The sequence below is a fragment of the Mesorhizobium sp. B2-4-6 genome (assembly GCF_006442775.1).
GTDB lineage: Bacteria > Pseudomonadota > Alphaproteobacteria > Rhizobiales > Rhizobiaceae > Mesorhizobium.
Map to the genome: position 1 here is coordinate 762,878 of NZ_VFVI01000002.1, position 18,976 is coordinate 781,853.

Genomic DNA, 18,976 nt, shown 5'->3' on the forward strand with positions numbered 1-18,976 from the left:
AAAGAAAAACGCCGCGTGTCCATCGGACACGCGGCGCTTGCTGGAAGCATACCGGAAATCAGCGTCCGTCGGGCGTGCGCAGTCCGAACCACTTGTCCTTGACGGCGTTGTAATGCTCTTCGGGCCTGTATTTGGTGACCGCCAGCCCAAGACGATCGACCGACAGCCGGCCCATCGCCGACAGGATGGCATAGCTCGCCACGACCACGTCGCGTTCGGAGCTGGCCTGGTTGATCTTGGCGGTGATGACCGCGTTCTGCGCGTTCAACACATCCAGCGTTGTGCGCTGGCCGACATTGCGCTCTTCGATGACGCCGTTGAGCGCCAGTTGCGCGGCATCGATCACCTGCCTGTTGGCATCCACGCTTTGGCGCGCGGCGACATATTGCGTCCAGGCCGAGACCACGGCCTGGCGCACCTGGTCGCGGCTGACATCGACCTGGATGCGCGCCTCGCCCAGTGATTCCTTGCTCTGCCGCACCAGCGCCGAGGTCCGACCGCCCGAATAGATCGGAATGGTGAGCGAAGCGCCGATATTGGCCGATGTCGAACTACCGTTGGGGCTGCTGATGGAACTGGGAACGGTGTGGCTGTAGTCGTCCGAAACGCCGGCCGAGGCCGTCACCTGCGGCAGCAGCGCGCCTTCCGACGACTTCACCGAAAAGGCGGCGGCATCGACGAGATGCTGTGTGGCCAGAATGGCGGGATGTTCGGCGGAAGCGATGGCCAAGGCCGAATCGACGCCACCGGGCAGCAGCTTGCCAAGCGGCGAGGCTGCCTTGAGCTTGCCAGGCTCGTCGCCGACGATCTGGTGGTAGGTGGCGGCGCTTGCCAGCGCCGTCGCGCGGGCGGCGCTCAACTGCGCCACTGCTGTCGCGCGGGAGGCATCGGCCTGGGCGACGTCGGTGCGGGTGCCCTCGCCGACCTCGAAGCGCGAGCGGGCGGCGCGCGCCTGCTCGGACAGGAACTGCAGGTTCTGCTCGGTCAGCACCGCGATCTGGCGGTCGCGAATCACGTCCATATAGGCGCTGGCCGCGTTGAACAGGATGTTCTCTTCAGTGTTGCGCAGGCTTTCGACCGAAGCCTTTACTTGCGATTCGGCGGCGGCCACATTGTTCTTGGTCTGAAACCCGTCGAACAGCGTCTGGTTGATCTGCACGCCGAAGCTGCCCGTCGTTATTCTCCTGCTGGTGCCAAAGCCATGTATGTTGGTGTAGTCGATGTTGGCCGAACCGGTGACGGTCGGACGCCAGCCCGACTTGGCAATGGCGACGCCCTCGTCGGTGACGCGCACGCCAGCGCGGGCAGCATTCAACTGGGAGTTATACTGATAGGCTTTGGCGAGCGCGCCCGTAATGGTTTCGGCGGAGGCGGCCAACGGCGAAAGCGCTGTGGCCGAAACAAGGATAGCTACTAAAACACTCTTGCGTAGAGGCGGCACGTTATTTCCCTCATTCGTTTTGCATGGGAACCACGCCACGTCAGCCTACCCATACGGATCGGCCGGCGCCGCGTTGTTTATCGTTCCCCCGCTGACGGCCTCCCGAAAACACCCGGTTAACCAAATCAGCAACGATTGTCAGGCGCAAGCGATCATGACAGCGCATTCGCTGCAAGGCAAAAACGCTCAGAATTCAAACGCGTGAGCACGTTCGAAGCCCGGTAGTGGCTTAATTGCCGCATTAAAGGCCCTTCTTCCGGTTACAACCCCTCCTGCCTTGAAAAACAGCCGGGCCACGCCAGAGTTGCCCCGCCCTTCGACCACAACCAGGCGGCCTTCTTCCGCAAGCTGGTCGAGCAATGCCGACGGCACTTCCTCGACGCTGCCGCCGATGAGGATGGCGTTGTAGGGTCCTTTGGCGGCCTGTCCCTGCGGCAGCGGCCCGGTGACCACCGTGACGTTCTGGCAGCCAAGGCTGGAAAGCGTGGATTTGGCGGCCTCCGCCAGCGCGGGATCGCTCTCCAGCGCGACGACGGAGCGCGCGAGCCGCGACAGCAACGCGGCGGAATAGCCGGTGCCGCAACCGACATCCAGCACCGAATCGCCCGCGTCGATTTCAGCCAGCTGCAAAAGCTTGGCGAGCGGCGACGGCTCCATCAGGTAGCGTGCGTCGCCATTCGCGCCGTCGGAAATGCGGATGTCTTCGTCGATATAGGCCAGATCCTGCTGCCCGGCACCGACGAAGGCCTCGCGCGGAACGGCCAGCATCGCTTCGAGGAGCGGCGCGCTGGTCACATCGGTGGTCCGGACTTGGCCGTCGACCATCTTCACGCGGCGTTCGGAGAAATCAGCGCTCATGTCCCAACAATCCGCTCTCCACGCCAGACGCGCGGCCAAAACTTCGACTGGAACCCCTGCTCCGGCGCGGTTGCGCTGGAGCCCGCAAGCATCTGGAGGCCTCGCCCGGAATCGAACCGGGGTGCAAGGATTTGCAGTCCTCTGCGTAACCACTCCGCCACGAGGCCTCGCAATGCTCCCGGCGTTCCGAGCGAACTCATTATGTTGGCGCTCAAAGGTCGTCAAGCGCTCGCGCGTCATTTGTCATGGGTCCGGCATCGCTGAGGCGGAGCCGCCGCAGGCGCTCAGTCGGGCCGGCGCCGGCGTTCCCACCAGACGACGAAACGCCGCCGGTGACGCCGCACCAGTGCGAATTCGTAGGACAGCACCAGGAGGCCAAGCGGAATCATCCAGAAGCCGAGAATCGGCAGGAATCCCAGAATTCCGCCAATGGTCAGCAGCACCCCGATCGCGATCCGCAGGCCGCGCGACCGGGGCATGGCGAACTCGCGGCCGAAAACCGTGATTTTCCGCGCCGGGGCGCTGTCGTCGTCAGTTGCCGTCATTCAAAAATCAGATCCCATCTACGACCGATGCCGTATCAATGCGGTAACCGACCGCTTTGTTTCGCGCCGGTGTGACGCCCTTCATATGTGTGCGCGCCGAAACGATGCCACATATAGCCGCATTAAAAACTGGAGAAAAATTGCGAATTGCTGCTTTGCAAAGCCGAAAGGTGTTTGCTATAGGCTGCGCCACTTACGTCAGAGCCTCCGTTCCCCGGTAGCTCAGTGGTAGAGCAACCGGCTGTTAACCGGTTGGTCGCTGGTTCGAATCCGGCCCGGGGAGCCAATTCTGCGCTCACAACTCACTTCCATCGCTTCTAACATATTGGTTTCACCGGTTAATTCGCGCGCTCTGCGTAAGGCGATCAATCCGCGCGCACAATTTTGGCGGCATGAACGTCAAGCGCCGTAACAACGAATTACGGTGACAGTGAACCTTATCACTTTGCAGCCAGCCTCGGATTGCTGAACCAGAAGCGCTGGCTTTGATCATTAGCCACCGCAATTCGCCAATCTGACGACGGGCATTTCGATTGCTCCTGAGTTGAAGGCAAACAAGGGAGAGAACGACGTTAGGCCCAACGGAATGGGCATTCAGTCCAAATTGCTGGTCTTCACAACGCCAAGTAACCTCGCGACGGGAAGGCAAGGGCACATGGCGGGAAAACGGACAATTGCAGTCAAAGACTGGTCGTGCGCCATGAGTGACGAAATTGGCCGCGTGGTCTTGGCCATAAACTCGACCGAAGGTGAAACGACCTACGTTCTCATGACAATCTTCCAAGCGGCAAAGATCGCGCAAGAACTGCGGTCGCCGAAGATAGTCCCCCGATACGACATCTAGCCATCTCTGGCCAAAACACTGAGCAGCGCATGGCGGGGAATCGGAATCGGCGGTCAGTGCCCGCGTGGCGCCCATTGGGGCGGCCTCATTCCTTCCCACAATTCCGACCCCCCTGCGCCAGGCTGCTCTTGCTCGCGCTAGGCCGCGGCTGTGGGGATAGCTTGGGGGAATACAAGGGCGCCAATCAAGCCGATCGTTGGCGAAAACGCATGAGACAAGGTCGCCGCTGGCGCCTGTCCGCAAACGTGGTGATTTGGACATTCATCGTGCTTTTGATGACGGTCTCGATCATGCTGATAGCGAATAAGGCTGGCTGGCCCCGCTAGTCGAGAAAAGAGAGCCTGGTCGGCCGCTGCCTCCACACCCCGCATGGGCCAAATTCCCATAGTCATTGTGCCGGCGAATTTTGCTTTGCGGGTTGGCCGCCCTGCCTTAGCCTTCACTGCGCGACACCTTGCCGACAAGCCGATAGCCGGACTTTATGCCGTGCCCCTGAAAGCCACCGCCCATATCGAGGCCATGTCCGCTTTCGCGCTGGCGAATTTCGGCGGGTATGACCGGCCGACGCTGGCCCAGAACGAGAGCGCCTTCCCGCCCAGCCCCAAGGCGATCGAGGCCGGCAGCGACGCCGTGGCGCGCAGCCACCTTTATCCGGACCCGGACTGGACCTTGCTGCGCGGCGCGATCGCCAGGGCCTATGGGGTCGAGCGCGATCTTATCCTGTGCGGCGCGGGCTCGATGGAGCTGATCGCCTGCACCATCGCGGCCTTCGCCGGTCTGGGCACGCAAGTGCTGGGCACGGATTATGCCTATAATTTCGCCGCCTCGGCGGCCGCGCGCGTCGGGGCGACCTATGTCAAGGCTGCGGAGCGCGGCTTCGAAGTGTCTATCGATGCCATCCTTGCGGCTCTCACGCCGGCAACGCGCATCGTGTTCGTCTGCAATCCGGGCAACCCGACCGGCACGCGAATCAAGAACGCCGAGCTGCTGCGCCTGCGCGCGGCACTTCCCGGCGACGTTCTCCTGGTGATCGACCAGGCCTATGGCGAATTCGACGACCAGGATCCGCAAGCCGTCTTTGCGCTGGCCGGGCGCGGCGACACCGTGGTCCTGCGCACCCTGTCCAAGGCCTACGGACTGGCCGGCGCGCGCATCGGCTGGGGGCTGTTCGCGCCCCAGATCGCCGCCGAAGTGCGCAAGATGCAGAACTCGAACCAGGTCTCGACGGTCAGCCTCGCCATGGCCGTCGCGGCCGTCGAGGACCAGGCCTATACGCGCGGCATCGTGGCGCGCACCGCGGATATCCGCGACCACTTCGCGCAGGGCTTGCGGGCCGCCGGGTACGAGGTCCCCGAAAGCCGGACGAATTTCGTCCTGGTCCGCTTTGCCGACGCGGCGGCAGCCACCACCGCCGACAACGCTTTGCGCGGCGCCGATATCATCGCGCGCGGCCTCTCCGGTTACGGCCTCGCCGACTGCCTGAGGATAACGGTCGGGCCGCAGGACGTCATGGACCGCACGCTGCGCGCCCTGATCGCCATACGCGGCCGGCAATGCTGGTAGGGCTCCATCTGAGGGGTTTACAAGACGTGACGTCCCATATGCCGTATCTGCCCGCCCGCGATTTCATCGGCTATGGCGACCAGCCTCCGCAGGCTGAGTGGCCCGGCGGCGCGAAACTGGCGCTCAACATCGTCGTCAACTACGAGGAAGGTGCCGAATACAGCATCGGCGAAGGCGACGGCGTCTCCGAAGCGATCCTGTCCGACCTTGCCGTGGCGCCCGCCGCACCCGGCCTGCGCAACCGCAACATGGAATCGCTTTACGAGTACGGTTCGCGCGTCGGCGTCTGGCGGCTGATCTCGCTGTTCCAGGACAAGGGCGTGATCCCGACCTTCTACGTCGTCGGGCGCGCGCTGGAGCTCAACCCGGCGGCGGGCAAGGCGATCGCGGCACTTGGCAGCGACATTGTCTGCCATGGCTGGCGCTGGATCGACTACGCGCCGCTCAGCGAAGAGGAAGAGCGCCAGCATATCGCCATGACGGTGGATGCGGTCCGCAAGGTCACCGGCATCGATCCGCAGGGCTGGTACACCGGCCGGCCAAGCCTCAACACGAGGCGGCTGGTGGTCGAACATGGCGGCTTCCTGTTCGACTGCGACGACTACAATGACGACCTTCCCTACTTCGTCGATGTCGGCGCCAGGCGGCACCTTGTCGTGCCGCATAGCTTCGACAACAACGACAGCCGTTTTTCGCGCGGTTCAGGCCTGGAGACGGGCAGCCAGTTCTTCGAATATGTCAGCGACGGCGTCGACTGGCTTCTGAAGGAAGGCCAGAAGACCCCGCGCATGATGACGGTGTCGCTGCATTGCCGGCTGGCGGCGCGGCCGGGTCGCATGATCGGGCTGGAGCGCTTCCTCGACAAGGTCACGTCCCATCCCGACATCTGGGTCTGCCGCCGCTCCGACCTCGCCCGCCATTGGCTTGACCGGTTCGGCGGCTGAGCCGTCGGCGGCACGGTCGCCGCCGACCAATTCTCAAACAATAGCGGCCGCTACGAGCGCAGCCGCTTGCCTTCCGGGTCGAACGGCGGATGCGCGAGCAGCACCGCGTCATGCGGCCGCCCAAGGATGGCGACGGTTACCTTGTCGCCGGCCTTGGCGGTTCCGGCCTTGACGTAGCCCATGGCCAGCGACTGATCGACGAAATAGCCATAGGCGCCGGACGACACCTGGCCGATCGGCGTGCCGTCCGGCAGGAAGATAGGCTCGCCGCCGGTGGCATCGGCGTCCTTTGCCGAGACGGAAAGCATGATCAGTTCGTCCCGGGCCGGCTTGCCGGCGATGGCGAGATAGGCTTCGCGGTTGAGGAATTCCTTGTCCGTCTTGATCAGCCTGTCGAGCTTGACCTCCTGCGGCCAGTATTCCGGCGAATATTCGCGGCTCCAGCTGCCGTAGCCCTTCTCGACGCGCAGCGACATCAGTGCCCGCGAGCCTACCGGCCCGGCGCCGACCTCCGCGCCTGCCTTGAGCAGCGCCCGATAGAGCTCGATCTGGTCGGCTGCCTGGCAATGCAGCTCCCAGCCAAGATCGCCGGTGAAGGAGACCCTCAGCGCCACGACATCGACGCCGGCGACCGTAATCTGGCGCGAACGCATGAACGGGAAGGCCTCGTTCGACAGGTCGTCATTGGTCAGCCGCTGCAGCAATTCGCGCGATTTCGGCCCGGCGACGTTGAAGCCCCCAAGCTCCTCCGTGCGCGAGCGGAAGGTCGTGCCCGCCGGCAGCGGCACGGACTTGAAGAAGCGCTGGTGGAAGCGCTCGGCCATGCCCGAGCCGATCACCATGAACGCGTCGTCCGCGAGCCTGGTCACGGTGAAGTCGCCGGCGATGCCACCGCGCTTGCCGATCAGCGGCGTCAGGCAGGAGTTGCCGACCGTGGTCGGCATGCGGTTGGCGAAGACCGCATTCAGCCAGGCTTCCGCGTCCGGCCCCTTCACCTCGTATTTGGCGAAATTGGAGATGTCGATGATGCCGGCATGCTCGCGCAACATGCGGGCTTCGCGGCCGACCGGCCCCCACCAGTTCTGGCGCGTGAAGCCGATCGTCTCCTCGCGCGGCTCGCCTTCCGCGGCGAACCACAGCGGATGTTCCCAGCCGAAATTGAGGCCGAACACGGCGCCCATTTGCTTCTGCATCTCGTAGACCGGACGGGTCCTCACCGGACGGCCGGCGGCGCGCTCCTCGTTCGGGAAATGGATCTTGAAACGATGGCTGTACTGGTCCTGCACGCGGGCCTTGGTGAAGGCCTTGCCGGCCCAATGGCCGAAGCGCGCCATGTCCCAGCCGAACATGTCGAGCGTCGGCTCGCCCTCGATCATCCATTCGGCCGCAAGCTTGCCCATGCCGCCCGATTGCGAGAAGCCCGGGATGATGCCGTTGCAGCAGAAATAGTTGCTGAGCTCCGGCACCGGCCCGAACAGCACCGCACTGTCCGGCGACCAGATCATCGGGCCGTTGATCACCTTCTTGACGCCGGCGGCGGCGATCGCCGGAACGCGCTGGATGGCGCGCATCATGTTCTCCTCGATGCGGTCGAGATCGTCGGGAAACAGCTCGTGGCCGAAATCCATCGGCGTGCCGTCCTCGGCCCAGAACTTCATGTTGCGCTCGTAAGCGCCGATGAGCAGCCCCAGGCCTTCCTGGCGGAGGTAATATTCGCCGTCGCGATCGGCGACCGACGGCAGGCGCCGGCCCATCGAGGCGATCTCGGGAATGGTCTCGGTGACGAAATACTGGTGCTCGGTCGGGATCAGCGGCAATTGCAGCCCCGCCATGGCGGCGACCTCCCTGCCCCATAGGCCGGCGGCGTTGACCACCCATTGCGTGTGGATGTCGCCCTTCGGCGTGCGCACGATCCAGTTGCCGTCGGCTTGCGCCTCGGTCGCCGTGACCGGTGTGAAGCGATGGATCTCGGCGCCGCGCTGGCGGGCACCCGCCGCATAGGCCGCCGTCACCCCCGACGGATCGACATTGCCGCCCTCCGGCTCATACATGATGCAGCGAATGCCGTCGAAATCGACCAGCGGATGCAGCCGCTCGGCTTCGTCGCGGCCGACTTCGTAGAAATTCATCTTGTAGCGCCGCGCCTTGGCTTCCTGAAGCCTCAGCTGATGCTCGCGCGCCTCCGTTTGGGCGAGATAGAGCGAGCCCGGCTGGAAGATGCCGCAACCCTGGCCGGTCTCGGCCTCCAGCTCCTTGTAGAGCGCCATCGTGTAATGCTGCAGGCGGCTGATATTGGTGGAATCATGCAGGCCGTGGATGTTGGCGGCCGCGTGCCAGGTCGAACCGGAGGTCAGCTCGCTGCGCTCCAGGAGGACGACATCCGTCCAGCCGAACTTGGCGAGGTGATAGAGGATCGAGCAGCCGATCAGACCGCCGCCAATGACAACGGCTTGTGCATGAGTACGCATATCGAGGTTTCTTCCTTTGTTCGGCGACTTGTCTCGCGTTCTTTCGAAACGCTCTGCGAGTTGGTTTAGCCGACTGGGCAATCACAGTCGCCGGCGAATTCAGGGGCGCAACATGCGCCCCTGAGATACTTGTCGCGATTGACCGCTTCAGGCCTTGTCCAGCCAGACCTTATCCAGCTGCAGTTCGAACGTCTGATGCATGCCAAGGTTCTTCACGTAAGCGGCGTGGTGACGGTAGAGCGAGCGCCAGAACGCCTGGACGAGGATGCCTGAGTCCTGCAGGATGAACTGGACGTCCTTCATCAGTTCCTTGCGCTTCTCGGGGTCGGCGATGGCCATAGCCGCGTTGAGCTTCTTGTCGAAGTCCGGATTGGCGTAGCCCGACTCATTCCACGCCTCGCCGCTGCGATAGGCGATCGCCAGCACCTGCACGCCCAGCGGCCGCATGCCCCAGTCGGTGGTCGACCACGGATATTTCGTCCAGTCGTTCCAGAACGAGGAGCCTGGAATGATGGTGCGCTTGACCTTGAATCCGGCGTCGCGCATCTGCGCGGCAACGACGTCGGCCGGATCCTTCACATAGTCGGCATCATAGGAAATGAGCTCGAACACGTGGTCCGTCTGGCCGGCCTCGGCCATCAGCGCCTTTGCCTTGGCGAGGTCGCGCGGGACTTTCGGCAGCGCGTAATATTCCGGATGGATCGGGCAGACATGGTGGTTCTCGGCAACTTGGCCCAAGCCGCTATAGCCGAGCTTGAGCACCGTCTCGTTGTCGACCGCGAGCTGGATGGCGTTGCGCACTCTTTTGTCGTCGTAAGGCTTGTTGGTCACGTTGGTGCGCAGCACGATCGTGCCGGCGGTGACCACCTGCTCCTTGACCAGGCCCATGCTGTCATAGAGGTCGACGGTGCCGCCGACGGTCTGGTAGTTGCAATCGATCTCGCCAGCCTCGAAGGCGCTGCCGATGGCGGGGTTGGACGCATCCGAGCCGTAGTCGGTCCAGTCGACGCCATCGAGATAGGGCTCGCCGCCGAACCAGGTGAAGTCCTTGCGCCGCCGCACCGAAGCCGACTCGCCGACTTTGTAGGAGATCAGTTCATACGGGCCGGTGCCGGGCGTCTTGAGCATGTCGGCGCCGTTCTTGTCGAAGTCGCGATGGACGATGACCGCCGGGTAATCGGAAAAACCCGGAATGATGGTGACGTCCGATTGGTTGCATTTCAGCTTCACCGTGTGGTCGTCGATCTTGGTGATGGCGCCGGCGGCCGCCTTCTTGGTGGCGGGGTCGATCAGCGAGCCCATGCGGCCGGCCATCGAATTGCCCTCGGCCGCCTTATCGCACCAGCGTTCGATATTATGGACGATGTCGTCGGCGTTGAAGTCGTCGCCATTCGACCATTTCACGCCCTTGCGCAGATGCAGCGTGTATTCGATGGCGTCATCGCTCACCTCCCAGCTTTCGACCAGGTGGCCCTCGAAGGTAAAATCGGTGGTGTAGCGGATCATGTAGTCGTTGCACTGGCGCATGACATTGGCGATTTCCGACCAGTCCCAGGCGCGCGGATCCTTCATATCCTTGATGATCATCTGCATCTTCAGGATGCCGCCCTTCTTGCCGGGCACGATCGCCGCGGCCTTGGCCGGCTCGATCCCCGCCATCGAGTAGGCCAGCGCCGTGGAAGCGCCCATCACGCTCGCCATGGCCAGGAATTCGCGGCGGTCCATCCGGCCGCTTTTGACTTCGGCTGCGTAGCTTTCGATGACCGTCGGGACGCGGTCACCGTTGCTCTTGAACATTGTCATCGTTGTTCTCCGGTTCAGGGCTTTTCCGCCCGTTACATTCCCCTTGCGGTTACGCATGTTAGGGGCGATGCAAAAATCCCGGAAGGGCTCGGCCTTTCACAAACCGCAGAAAGCCGGCCTTGAAGGCCTAAAAAAACAATGCCATTGGCCCGTCAAATTTTTGAAGGCGACGGCGCTGCCGCGTTTAGGCGGCGTCTTCCCTGGCCCTGGACAGGATCCACTCCTTGACCGTGCGCGCTATGTTTCCCTTCGAAAACTGGCTCTCGGTCAGATAGTAGTTCCAGGGACTTGGCGGCCGGATCGGAAACGGCTCGACGAGCAATCCGCGGCGCATATAGGCATGCGCAAGCGAGCGCTGCGTGGCGACGAGGCCGGCCCCCATGGCGGCAAGCTCGAGCGCGATGTTGGAAGCATTGGTCGACAGGCCCTTGTCGTGCTCCTCCAGGTCGACGCCGAGCGCATCGGTCACCACCTGCCAATATTCCTGACGGCCATGCACGAAGATCCAGTCCACCTTGAGCATGTCCTGCGGCGTCTTCAGCGCATGCTCGCCCTCGAGCACGGCGGGAGCGCAGAGCAGGACCAGTTCGTCGTTCCAGAGCGGGATCGCCGAAGGCGGCCTGTCGTCGAAGCGCCGCGTCGAGATGGTGATGTCGGCGATCTGCTCGCTCAAGTCTTCCCAGATCGTGCCGTGCAGCACGATCTCGATCTCGGGGTGCTTCTTGCGGAAGGCGGCCATGCAGCCGGCCAGCCAGTTTTCGGCAAGGCTCATCGGGCAGGAAACCACCACCGTGCGGTTGCGCGAGGACGCGACGATCGCCTCGGTCGCCTGGTCGATCTGGTCGAGCGCCTGGCGCAAGGTCGGCAGGAACGCCTCCCCCATCTCGGTCAGCTTCAGGCTGCGCGGATAGCGAATGAACAGCTGCCGGCCGATATAATGTTCGAGGGCACGCACATGCGTGCTGACCGCCGCTTGCGTGTAGCCCAGTTCCTTGGCCGCCGTGGTGAAGCTCAAATGGCGGGCCGAGCTCTCGAACGAGCGGATATAATTCAACGGGGGCGGCGGCTTCATCCGGGTCTCCTGCTCCACGATCGCCATAGCTATCGCATGGGCAACCGGCCATTCAATCGCAGACAAGCGACATGGCATCAATATTTTTGGTCAAAGCCGCCAAACTAATCGCGTGCTTGCGCGATGAACCCAATTTATTGATGTTGTGGAGAGACAGGGGAGATTAGCGCGTGGCTGTGCCGTCATACCGGCGTGAGGGGCCTGTCGTCAGTTCCGATACGTTCACGCGCCTCGCCGATTTCGTGCTGCGGCGCCCCGCTTCCGTCTTTCCCCAACCGGTGCTGGCACAGGCGCGTTACCTGTTGCTCGACACACTCGGCATCGCCATCGCGGCCGGGCCGATGGACGCGGGCCGGATCGCGCGCGACGCCGCCGTGCTGCTCTATGGTTCAAGCGATCCGCAATATTCGGCCCGCATGCTGTTCGACGGACGCCGCGCCAGCATTGCCGGCGCGGCCTACGCCGTCGCCACGCAGACCGACAATCTCGACGGCCACGACGGCTACAGCCCGACCAAGGGCCATATCGGCGTCGCGGTCGTGCCGGCGCTTGCCGCGCTCGCGGAAGCGAGGCCCGACCTTACCGGGCCGGAGGCGCTGGCCTCCCTGGTGATCGGCTACGAAGTTGCCGGCCGGGCCGGCATCGCCTTGCATGCGACGGTGAGCGACTACCATACCTCCGGCGCCTGGAACGCCTTGGGCGTGGCTGCCGTGGCGGCGCGGCTGCGGCGGCTCGATGAAACGCAATTGCGCGAAGCGCTCGGCATTGCCGAGTATCACGGCCCGCGCAGCCAGATGATGCGCGAGATCGCCACCCCGACGATGCTGCATGACGGCTCCGGTCCCGGAGCCCTCATCGGCCTTTCGGCGGCGGTGCTTGCCGAGCGCGGCTTCACCGGCGCGCCGGCGATCACGGTGGAAGCGCCTGACGTCGCGACGCACTGGCAGGATCTCGGCGTCTTCTGGCAGGCGCTGCACCAATATGTAAAACCCTACCCGATCTGCCGCTGGGCGCATGCGGCGATCGACGCGGTGCGCGGGCTCTGCCAGGCGCACAATCTCGCTCCGTCCGACATCGCCCGCGTCCAGGTCAACAGCTTCCATTATGCGGCCACGCTGTTCGACGGCATGCCGGACACGACTTCGAAGGCGCAATACAGCCTGCGCTTCGCCGTCGCTACCTTCATCATCCATGGGCGTATCGGGCTCGGGCATATTTCCGGCGCCGGGCTCGCCGACGCCGCGGTCGCCGACATGCTCACCCGCATCGCGGTGACCGAATCCGAGCGCCACACCGCCCGCTTCCCGGCCGGCCGCTGGGCCGACGTCGTCATCTCGACCACGGACGGACGCGTGCTGGCGTCGGGCGACGTGCATGCGCGCGGCGGCCCGGAAGCACCGATGACGGCGCAGGACGTCGAGGCCAAATACATGCAGTTCGCAGCACCAGTGCTCGGATCCGGCCGCGCCGCGGCGATCCGCAACGCGGTGCTCTCGCTCAACGACCGCGACAGCCGCTTCTCCGATCTCTCGGCGCTGCTCTACGATCCTCCCAAGACTTTGAGCTGAGCGCGCAATGCCCTTCAGGCTTCTGAAATACGGTCTCAGCAGGGACTATCCGGTCAGCGGCGACATCCCCGCCACGCCCGAGTTGAAGCCGGCCTACGACGTCGTCATCATCGGCGGCGGCGGGCATGGACTGTCCTGCGCGCATCATCTTGCCAAATATCGCGGCATAAAGAGCGTTGCGGTGCTGGAGAAAGGCTATCTCGCCGGCGGCAACACGGCGCGCAACACCACCACCATCCGCTCCAACTACATCACGCCGGAAGGCATCGCCTTCTACAAGGAAGGCGTCGAACTGTTCGAGCGCCTGTCGCAGGAGCTCGACTTCAACGTCATGTTCTCGCAGCGCGGCCAGCTCACGCTGGCGCATAGCGAGGCGACGATGCGCAGTTTCCACATGCGCGCCGAAATGGGCAAGCACATGGGCACCCGCACCGAGGTCGTCGACCAGAAGGGCGTCGAGGAGCTCTGTCCGCTTCTGAATATGGATTATGGCGGCCCGCTCGAAATCCTCGGCGGGCTTTGGCATGCCGACGGCGGAACGGCGCGCCACGATGCCGTCGCCTGGGGCTACGCCGCCCAGGCGTCGCGGCGCGGCGTCGAGATCCACCAACGCACCGAGGTGCTGGGCTTCGAGGTCGTCGGCGACCGGGTCCAGGCCGTCAAGACGAACAGGGGCCGCGTCGCCTGCGGCCAGGTTCTGGTCGCCACCGGCGGCATGAACTACGACGTTGCGCTGATGGCCGGCGTCGAGCTTCCCATCCGCTGCTATCCGCTGCAGGCGATGGTGACCCAGCCCCTGAAACCCTGGCTCAACACGCTGGTCTCGTCGGTTTCGCTGCACACCTACCTCGTGCAGTCGTCGCGCGGCGAGGTCGTCATCGGCGGCGGCTCCGATCCCTACCAGCTCTACTCGACGCGCTCGACACTCGACATGAAGGAGCACCTCGCCGAAGGCGCCGTCCACCTCTTCCCCTTCCTGCAGGGCGTGCAGCTGCTGAGGCAATGGGCCGGCATCACCGACATGACGCCGGACTACAGCCCGATCATGGGCGCGAGCCCGCTCGCCAATCTGTGGCTCGACTGCGGCTGGGGCACATGGGGCTTCAAGGCGACGCCGGTCGCTGGAAAACGCATGGCACAGACCATCGCCGACGGCCGTGTGCCCGACATCCTGAAACCATTTGCATTGGAGCGGTTCGAAACCTTCAGGCCGCTCAATGAAATGGGCGCGACCGCCGCGAGCCATTGACGATGAAGCTTTTGACCTGCCCGATGAACGGCCCGCGCAACATCGACGAGTTCCAGTCCTTCGGACCGGTGCGCGCGCGGCCCGATCCCAACGCAACCGCAGACAGGGAATGGTCGCGGCACCTGTTCCGCGCCGAAAACCGCAAAGGCATCGTGGTCGAGTGGTGGCGGCACGTGCCGAGCAACTATTTCTTCCTGGCCGAGCGCGATCTCGTCAGCAACGAGATCATCCGCACCTTCGATGCGTCCGAGCAGCGGGATCGCGCATGAACCGGCTGCCCGCGCCTTTCGGAAGTCGGATCGATCGAAGCCGCCGCATCCGCTTCACGTTCGAAGGCAAACCGTTCGAAGGTTATGAGGGCGACAGCATCGCCAGCGCACTCGCCGCTTCCGGTCAATGGGTGCTGTCGCGCTCGTTCAAATACCATCGCCCGCGCGGCATCTTGTCGATGACCGGGGCCGACGCCAACGCGCTGGTGCAACTGCCGTCGGAGCCGAACGCCGCCGCTGAGCGCACGCCGATCAGCGAAGGGCTGCGGGTCAGCGCGCAGAACGTCAACGGCTCGCTCGAACGCGACCGCGACGCCGTCATGGACAGGTTCGGCCGCTTCCTGCCGGTCGGCTTCTACTACCGCACCTTCATGGGTCCGCGCCGCGACAGCTGGCTGAAATTCTGGGAGCCGATCATCCGCCGCAAGGCAGGCCTGGGCGTGGTCGACACCAAGGCTCCGCATCGGCATTTCGACAAGACGCATCTGCATTGCGATGTGCTCGTCGTCGGTGCCGGCCCGGCGGGACTGAGCGCCGCGATTGCCGCCGCAGAGGCCGGAGCCGATGTTGTGCTGTGCGACGAGAATCCCGAGGTCGGCGGCTCGCTGAGCTACGGCCGCTGCGATCCAGCCACCCTTTCCGGCCTGTCATCGCGGCTAGAGGCGCTGCCCAATCTCAAGGTGCTGACCGGCACTGTCTGCAATGGCTGGTACGAAGACAACTGGCTGCCGCTGATCGAAGGCAATCGGCTTCATCGCACACGCGCCCGCGAGGTGATCCTGGCGACCGGCGCCATCGACCAGCCGGCCGTCTTCCGCAACAACGACCTGCCGGGAATCATGCTCGGCGGCGCTGCCCAGCGGCTGATCCGGCACTATGGCGTGCGGCCCGGTCACAGCGCCGTGGTTCTGGCCGCGAATGAAGACGGCTATCGGACGGCGCTCGATCTGCTGGACGCAGGCGTATCGGTCGTCGAGCTCGTCGATCCGGGATCGGCCGGCGACGCCGGCCCGCTGGAGGCCGAACTCCGCGGCAAGGGTGTCGCCGTCCGGAAAGGCGCAACCGTCGAGGCGGCGGAAGGCACGGCCGGAAACCGCCATCTCGCCCGTGTCCGTGTCGGCGGAAACTGGATCGCCTGCGACCTGCTGGCCGTTTCGGTCGGCCAGGCGCCGGCATGGCAGTTGCCGTGCCAGGCCGGCGGCAAGGTCGGCTACGATGCCGGCACGCAAACGATGACGATCACGCTCCCGGAAGGTCCCGTCCAACTCGCCGGCGCCGTTGCCGGAACGGACGAGTTGCAGGACGCAATCGCCAGCGGCCGGCATGCGGCTGCAACAGCGCTTTCGCGGCTCGGCCATGCGGTGGCGGCAGAACCTCCGGTCACGCCGAAGAGCGCTCGGCCACGCTATGTGCAGCCGGTCGTCGCCGATCCCAAGGGACGCGACTTCGTCGACTTCGACGAGGACCTCCAGGTCAAGGATCTGCAGAACGCGACCAGGGACGGCTATCGCGAGATCGAGCTCGTCAAGCGCTTCACCACGGTCGGCATGGGCCCGAGCCAGGGACGTCATTCGGCCCTTGCGACGGCCCGCATCGTCGCCGAGGCGACCGGTAGGACGGTCGGCGAGATCGGCATCACCACGGCGCGTCCTCCGGTGGGGCCGGAAACGCTCGGCGTGCTCGCCGGCCATCACGAGGCGCTGGAGCGCCGCACGGCGCTGCATGCGCGACACATCGCGCTGAAGGCTGCGATGAAGCCGGTCGGCGCGTGGTGGCGGCCCTACTACTATGGCGACGCAAGCAGTGCCGAGGAAGCTGTCCGCGAGGAAATCCTCGCCGTGCGCGAAGGCGTCGGCCTGCTCGACGTCTCCACGCTCGGCAAGCTGGAGATCCGCGGACCGGACGCCGGTGAATTTCTCGACCGCCTCTACACGATGGCGCATGCCAACCAGCCCACCGGCCGCGTCCGCTACTGCCTGATGCTCAACGAGATGGGCTCAGTGATCGATGACGGCGTCGCCTACCGGATGGCCGAGGACCAGTTCTATGTGACGGCGACCACCAGCGCGGTCGCGCGCGTCTATGCCGACATGCTGTTCTGGAATGCCGAATGGCGGCTGAAGGTCGACGTGCTCAACCTGACCGGCGCGTTTTCAGGCCTCAACGTCACCGGACCCAAGGCGCGCCTGGTGCTTGAGGCGCTGGACAGCGACATCGATTTCAGCCGCGGCGCCTTCCCCTATCTCAGCGGCCGCGAAGGCGTCGTCGGCGGCATCCCGATGCGGGTCATGCGCATCGGCTTCACGGGCGAGCTAAGCTACGAATTGCATTGCCCTTCGAGCCTGGCGTCCAGCCTGTGGGACGCGGTGATGGCGGCGGGCGGACCACATGGCCTGCGTCCCTATGGGCTGGAGGCGTCGCGCATATTGCGCCTGGAGAAAGGCCATATCCTGATCGGCCAGGACACGGATGCGATCACCACGCCCGACGAGCTGGGCTTCGGCTGGGCGGTCTCGAAGAAGAAACCGTTCTTCGTCGGCAAGCGCTCCATCGAGATGCGCGCAAGGCTCGGGCAGACGCGCAAGCTGGTCGGCCTGCAATTCCCCGCCGGCAGCCGCAACATTCCCGGCGAGAGCTGCCTGGTGCTGCGCGCCGGCGCCCCTGTCGGCCAGATCACATCGGTCGGATACTCGCCGTCGCTTGAGGCTCATATCGCGCTCGCCTATGTCCATGTCGACGACCAGGCGGAAGGCAGCCGCGTGACGGTGAAGTGCCGCAATGGCGAGCTGGTCGAGGCGCCGGTCGTCGCTCACGCCTTCTTCGACCCGACCAACGCGCGGCAGGAGATCTAGATGGCCGCCGGCACCGCGACACGCGTCTACCCCTTCATGCCCGGCGGCGCGGCCGCCGGCACGAAGCTGATTTCCGGCGCGGTCGCGCTCAGCGATCTTGCAGACAAGCCGCGCTTCGGCCTGAAAGGCGGCGGCAGCGCCGCCTGGCTCGCCGCGCAAGGCGTCACGCTGCCGGCCGTCAATCGCATCGGCGACCATCGCGGCATGCGGGTCCTTCGCCTCGGCAACGAAGACATCCTGCTTCTCGCCGAGGACGCCGGCGAGACGGTCGCCGACTTCAAAAACACCTGGCATGTCGCGGCGGCGCCGAAAGGCTACTCCTCATGGCGCGAGGAAGGCTGGGCGTGGATGCGCCTTTCCGGTCCTCGCCATGCCGAAGCGATGAGCAGTCTTTGCGCGCTGGACCTGAGACCCCAAAAATTCGGTGCTGACGATATCGCACAGACGCGCGTCGGCCATATCGAGGCCGTGACGTTTCGTTCGCCGGCAGGTTTCGACATACTCTTCGACATCGCCGCCTCGGCCTACTTCGCTCGCGCCGTCGCGGCGATGGCCGGCCACATAGACCAGCATAGAGGACATTCATGACCCGCCCGCACGGAACCATCGCCCCGATCCTGACGCCGTTCGAAGACGATGGCCGCATCGCGCGCGATCTCTGGATTTCCCACGCCAAATGGGTGCTCGGCCAGGGCGCGCATTTCCTCTCGCCCTTCGGCACGACGGGCGAAGCGCTGTCTGTCTCCCTGCGCGAGCGCATGCAGGCGCTGGAATGGCTGGTCGAGGCCGGCATCGCGCCGGACCGGCTGATGCCCGGCACCGGCGTCACCGCGCTGCCGGAAACGGTCGAATTATCGGCCCATGCCGTTGGCCTCGGCTGCGCCGCGGTCATGGTGCTGCCGTCGTTCTTCTACACCGGCGCCGGCGACAACGGTCAGGCGCGCTACTACAGCGAACTGATCGAGAAGGTGGCAAAGCCGTCGATGCGCGTGATCCTCTATCACATCCCGCAAAACTCCGGCGTGCCGGTCAGCCCCGCCCTGACGGCCAGGCTGAGCAAGGCCTTTCCGGACACGGTGGTCGCCTACAAGGACAGCGCCGGCGACTGGAACAACACGGCCGCCGTCATCGCCGCCGCGCCCGGTATTTCGGTCTTTCCGAGCTCGGAGGCGCAGCTCACCAAGGGTCTCGCCAGCGGCGCTGCAGGCTGTATTTCGGCCACCGTCAATCTGAACGCCGCCGCCATCCGCCGCCTCTATGACGCGGCCCGGAAGGGCGAGGACGTCGCGGAGGCGGATGCCGCGATCAAGGCGTTCCGGAAGGTGATCCAGGATGCCGGGCTGATCCCGGCGATGAAGGCGGTGCTTGCGGTCAAGTCCGGCGACCGGCGCTGGCTGAACCTGCGCGCGCCGCATGAGAACGCGACGCTGGAAAACGGCCAGGCGCTGCTTGCCGCCCTCGGCAGCGCCGCCGACCATATCGGCGGCAAGTGAGGTCGCG

At 64.8% G+C, this 18,976-nt stretch carries 14 protein-coding genes and 2 tRNA genes; 9 read left to right on the top strand and 7 right to left on the bottom strand.

Features of this window, described 5'->3' with window-relative positions; all coding sequences use genetic code 11:
* Positions 1-58: 58 nt before the first annotated feature.
* The 4 genes from FJ957_RS09655 to FJ957_RS09670 all read right to left on the bottom strand — a co-directional run bounded on the left by FJ957_RS09655 (position 59) and on the right by FJ957_RS09670 (position 2,844).
* Positions 59-1,441, bottom strand: coding sequence for a TolC family outer membrane protein (locus FJ957_RS09655; RefSeq protein WP_140830750.1), 1,383 nt, complete (start codon positions 1,439-1,441; stop codon positions 59-61).
* A 186-nt stretch (positions 1,442-1,627) separates the two neighbouring features.
* A complete protein-coding gene (locus tag FJ957_RS09660; protein WP_140830752.1) occupies positions 1,628-2,299 on the bottom strand; it encodes a protein-L-isoaspartate O-methyltransferase in 672 nt (223 codons plus the stop codon).
* 93 nt (positions 2,300-2,392) lie between these two features.
* Positions 2,393-2,466, bottom strand: a tRNA-Cys gene (locus FJ957_RS09665).
* Positions 2,467-2,583: 117 nt separating this feature from the next.
* Positions 2,584-2,844, bottom strand: a complete 261-nt coding sequence (locus FJ957_RS09670; RefSeq protein WP_140830754.1) for a hypothetical protein — start codon at positions 2,842-2,844, stop codon at positions 2,584-2,586.
* 211 nt (positions 2,845-3,055) lie between these two features.
* Between FJ957_RS09670 and FJ957_RS09675 the strand changes: the two genes are divergently transcribed.
* From FJ957_RS09675 to FJ957_RS09690, 3 genes are all read left to right on the top strand, one after another.
* Positions 3,056-3,130, top strand: a tRNA-Asn gene (locus FJ957_RS09675).
* Positions 3,131-4,174: 1,044 nt separating this feature from the next.
* Entirely contained in the window at positions 4,175-5,251 is a 1,077-nt protein-coding gene (locus FJ957_RS09685; RefSeq protein ID WP_246685793.1) for a histidinol-phosphate transaminase, read from the top strand.
* A 26-nt stretch (positions 5,252-5,277) separates the two neighbouring features.
* A complete protein-coding gene (locus FJ957_RS09690; RefSeq protein WP_246685794.1) occupies positions 5,278-6,195 on the top strand; it encodes an allantoinase PuuE in 918 nt (305 codons plus the stop codon).
* A 50-nt stretch (positions 6,196-6,245) separates the two neighbouring features.
* Here the strand turns inward: FJ957_RS09690 and FJ957_RS09695 are convergent, their stop codons facing one another.
* From FJ957_RS09695 to FJ957_RS09705, 3 genes are all read right to left on the bottom strand, one after another.
* The gene (locus tag FJ957_RS09695) at positions 6,246-8,663 is read right to left on the bottom strand and encodes an FAD-dependent oxidoreductase (RefSeq protein ID WP_140830756.1); all 2,418 of its coding nucleotides are present in this window, start codon (positions 8,661-8,663) and stop codon (positions 6,246-6,248) included.
* Between the two features lie 147 nt (positions 8,664-8,810).
* Positions 8,811-10,466 (bottom strand): ABC transporter substrate-binding protein, encoded by a 1,656-nt coding sequence (locus FJ957_RS09700; protein WP_140830757.1) that lies wholly within the window; start codon positions 10,464-10,466, stop codon positions 8,811-8,813.
* A 184-nt stretch (positions 10,467-10,650) separates the two neighbouring features.
* Positions 10,651-11,538, bottom strand: a complete 888-nt coding sequence (locus tag FJ957_RS09705; protein WP_140830759.1) for a LysR substrate-binding domain-containing protein — start codon at positions 11,536-11,538, stop codon at positions 10,651-10,653.
* 170 nt (positions 11,539-11,708) lie between these two features.
* Here FJ957_RS09705 and FJ957_RS09710 point away from each other — a divergent pair, with 170 nt between their 5' ends.
* The 6 genes from FJ957_RS09710 to FJ957_RS09735 are packed head-to-tail and all read left to right on the top strand — an operon-like array spanning position 11,709 to position 18,969.
* Complete coding sequence (locus tag FJ957_RS09710) at positions 11,709-13,106, top strand: MmgE/PrpD family protein (RefSeq protein WP_246685795.1); 1,398 nt, start codon at positions 11,709-11,711, stop codon at positions 13,104-13,106.
* A 7-nt stretch (positions 13,107-13,113) separates the two neighbouring features.
* Positions 13,114-14,355, top strand: coding sequence for an FAD-dependent oxidoreductase (locus FJ957_RS09715; RefSeq protein ID WP_140830761.1), 1,242 nt, complete (start codon positions 13,114-13,116; stop codon positions 14,353-14,355).
* A gap of 2 nt (positions 14,356-14,357) precedes the next feature.
* Positions 14,358-14,624, top strand: a complete 267-nt coding sequence (locus FJ957_RS09720) for a sarcosine oxidase subunit delta (RefSeq protein WP_140830763.1) — start codon at positions 14,358-14,360, stop codon at positions 14,622-14,624.
* Entirely contained in the window at positions 14,621-17,476 is a 2,856-nt protein-coding gene (locus FJ957_RS09725) for a 2Fe-2S iron-sulfur cluster-binding protein (RefSeq protein WP_140830765.1), read from the top strand. Before FJ957_RS09720 ends, FJ957_RS09725 begins: the two co-directional genes overlap by 4 nt.
* The gene (locus FJ957_RS09730; protein ID WP_140830767.1) at positions 17,477-18,064 is read left to right on the top strand and encodes a hypothetical protein; all 588 of its coding nucleotides are present in this window, start codon (positions 17,477-17,479) and stop codon (positions 18,062-18,064) included.
* Positions 18,061-18,969, top strand: a complete 909-nt coding sequence (locus tag FJ957_RS09735; RefSeq protein WP_140830769.1) for a dihydrodipicolinate synthase family protein — start codon at positions 18,061-18,063, stop codon at positions 18,967-18,969. The genes FJ957_RS09730 and FJ957_RS09735 overlap by 4 nt, the downstream gene beginning before the upstream one ends.
* Positions 18,970-18,976 lie beyond the last annotated feature (7 nt).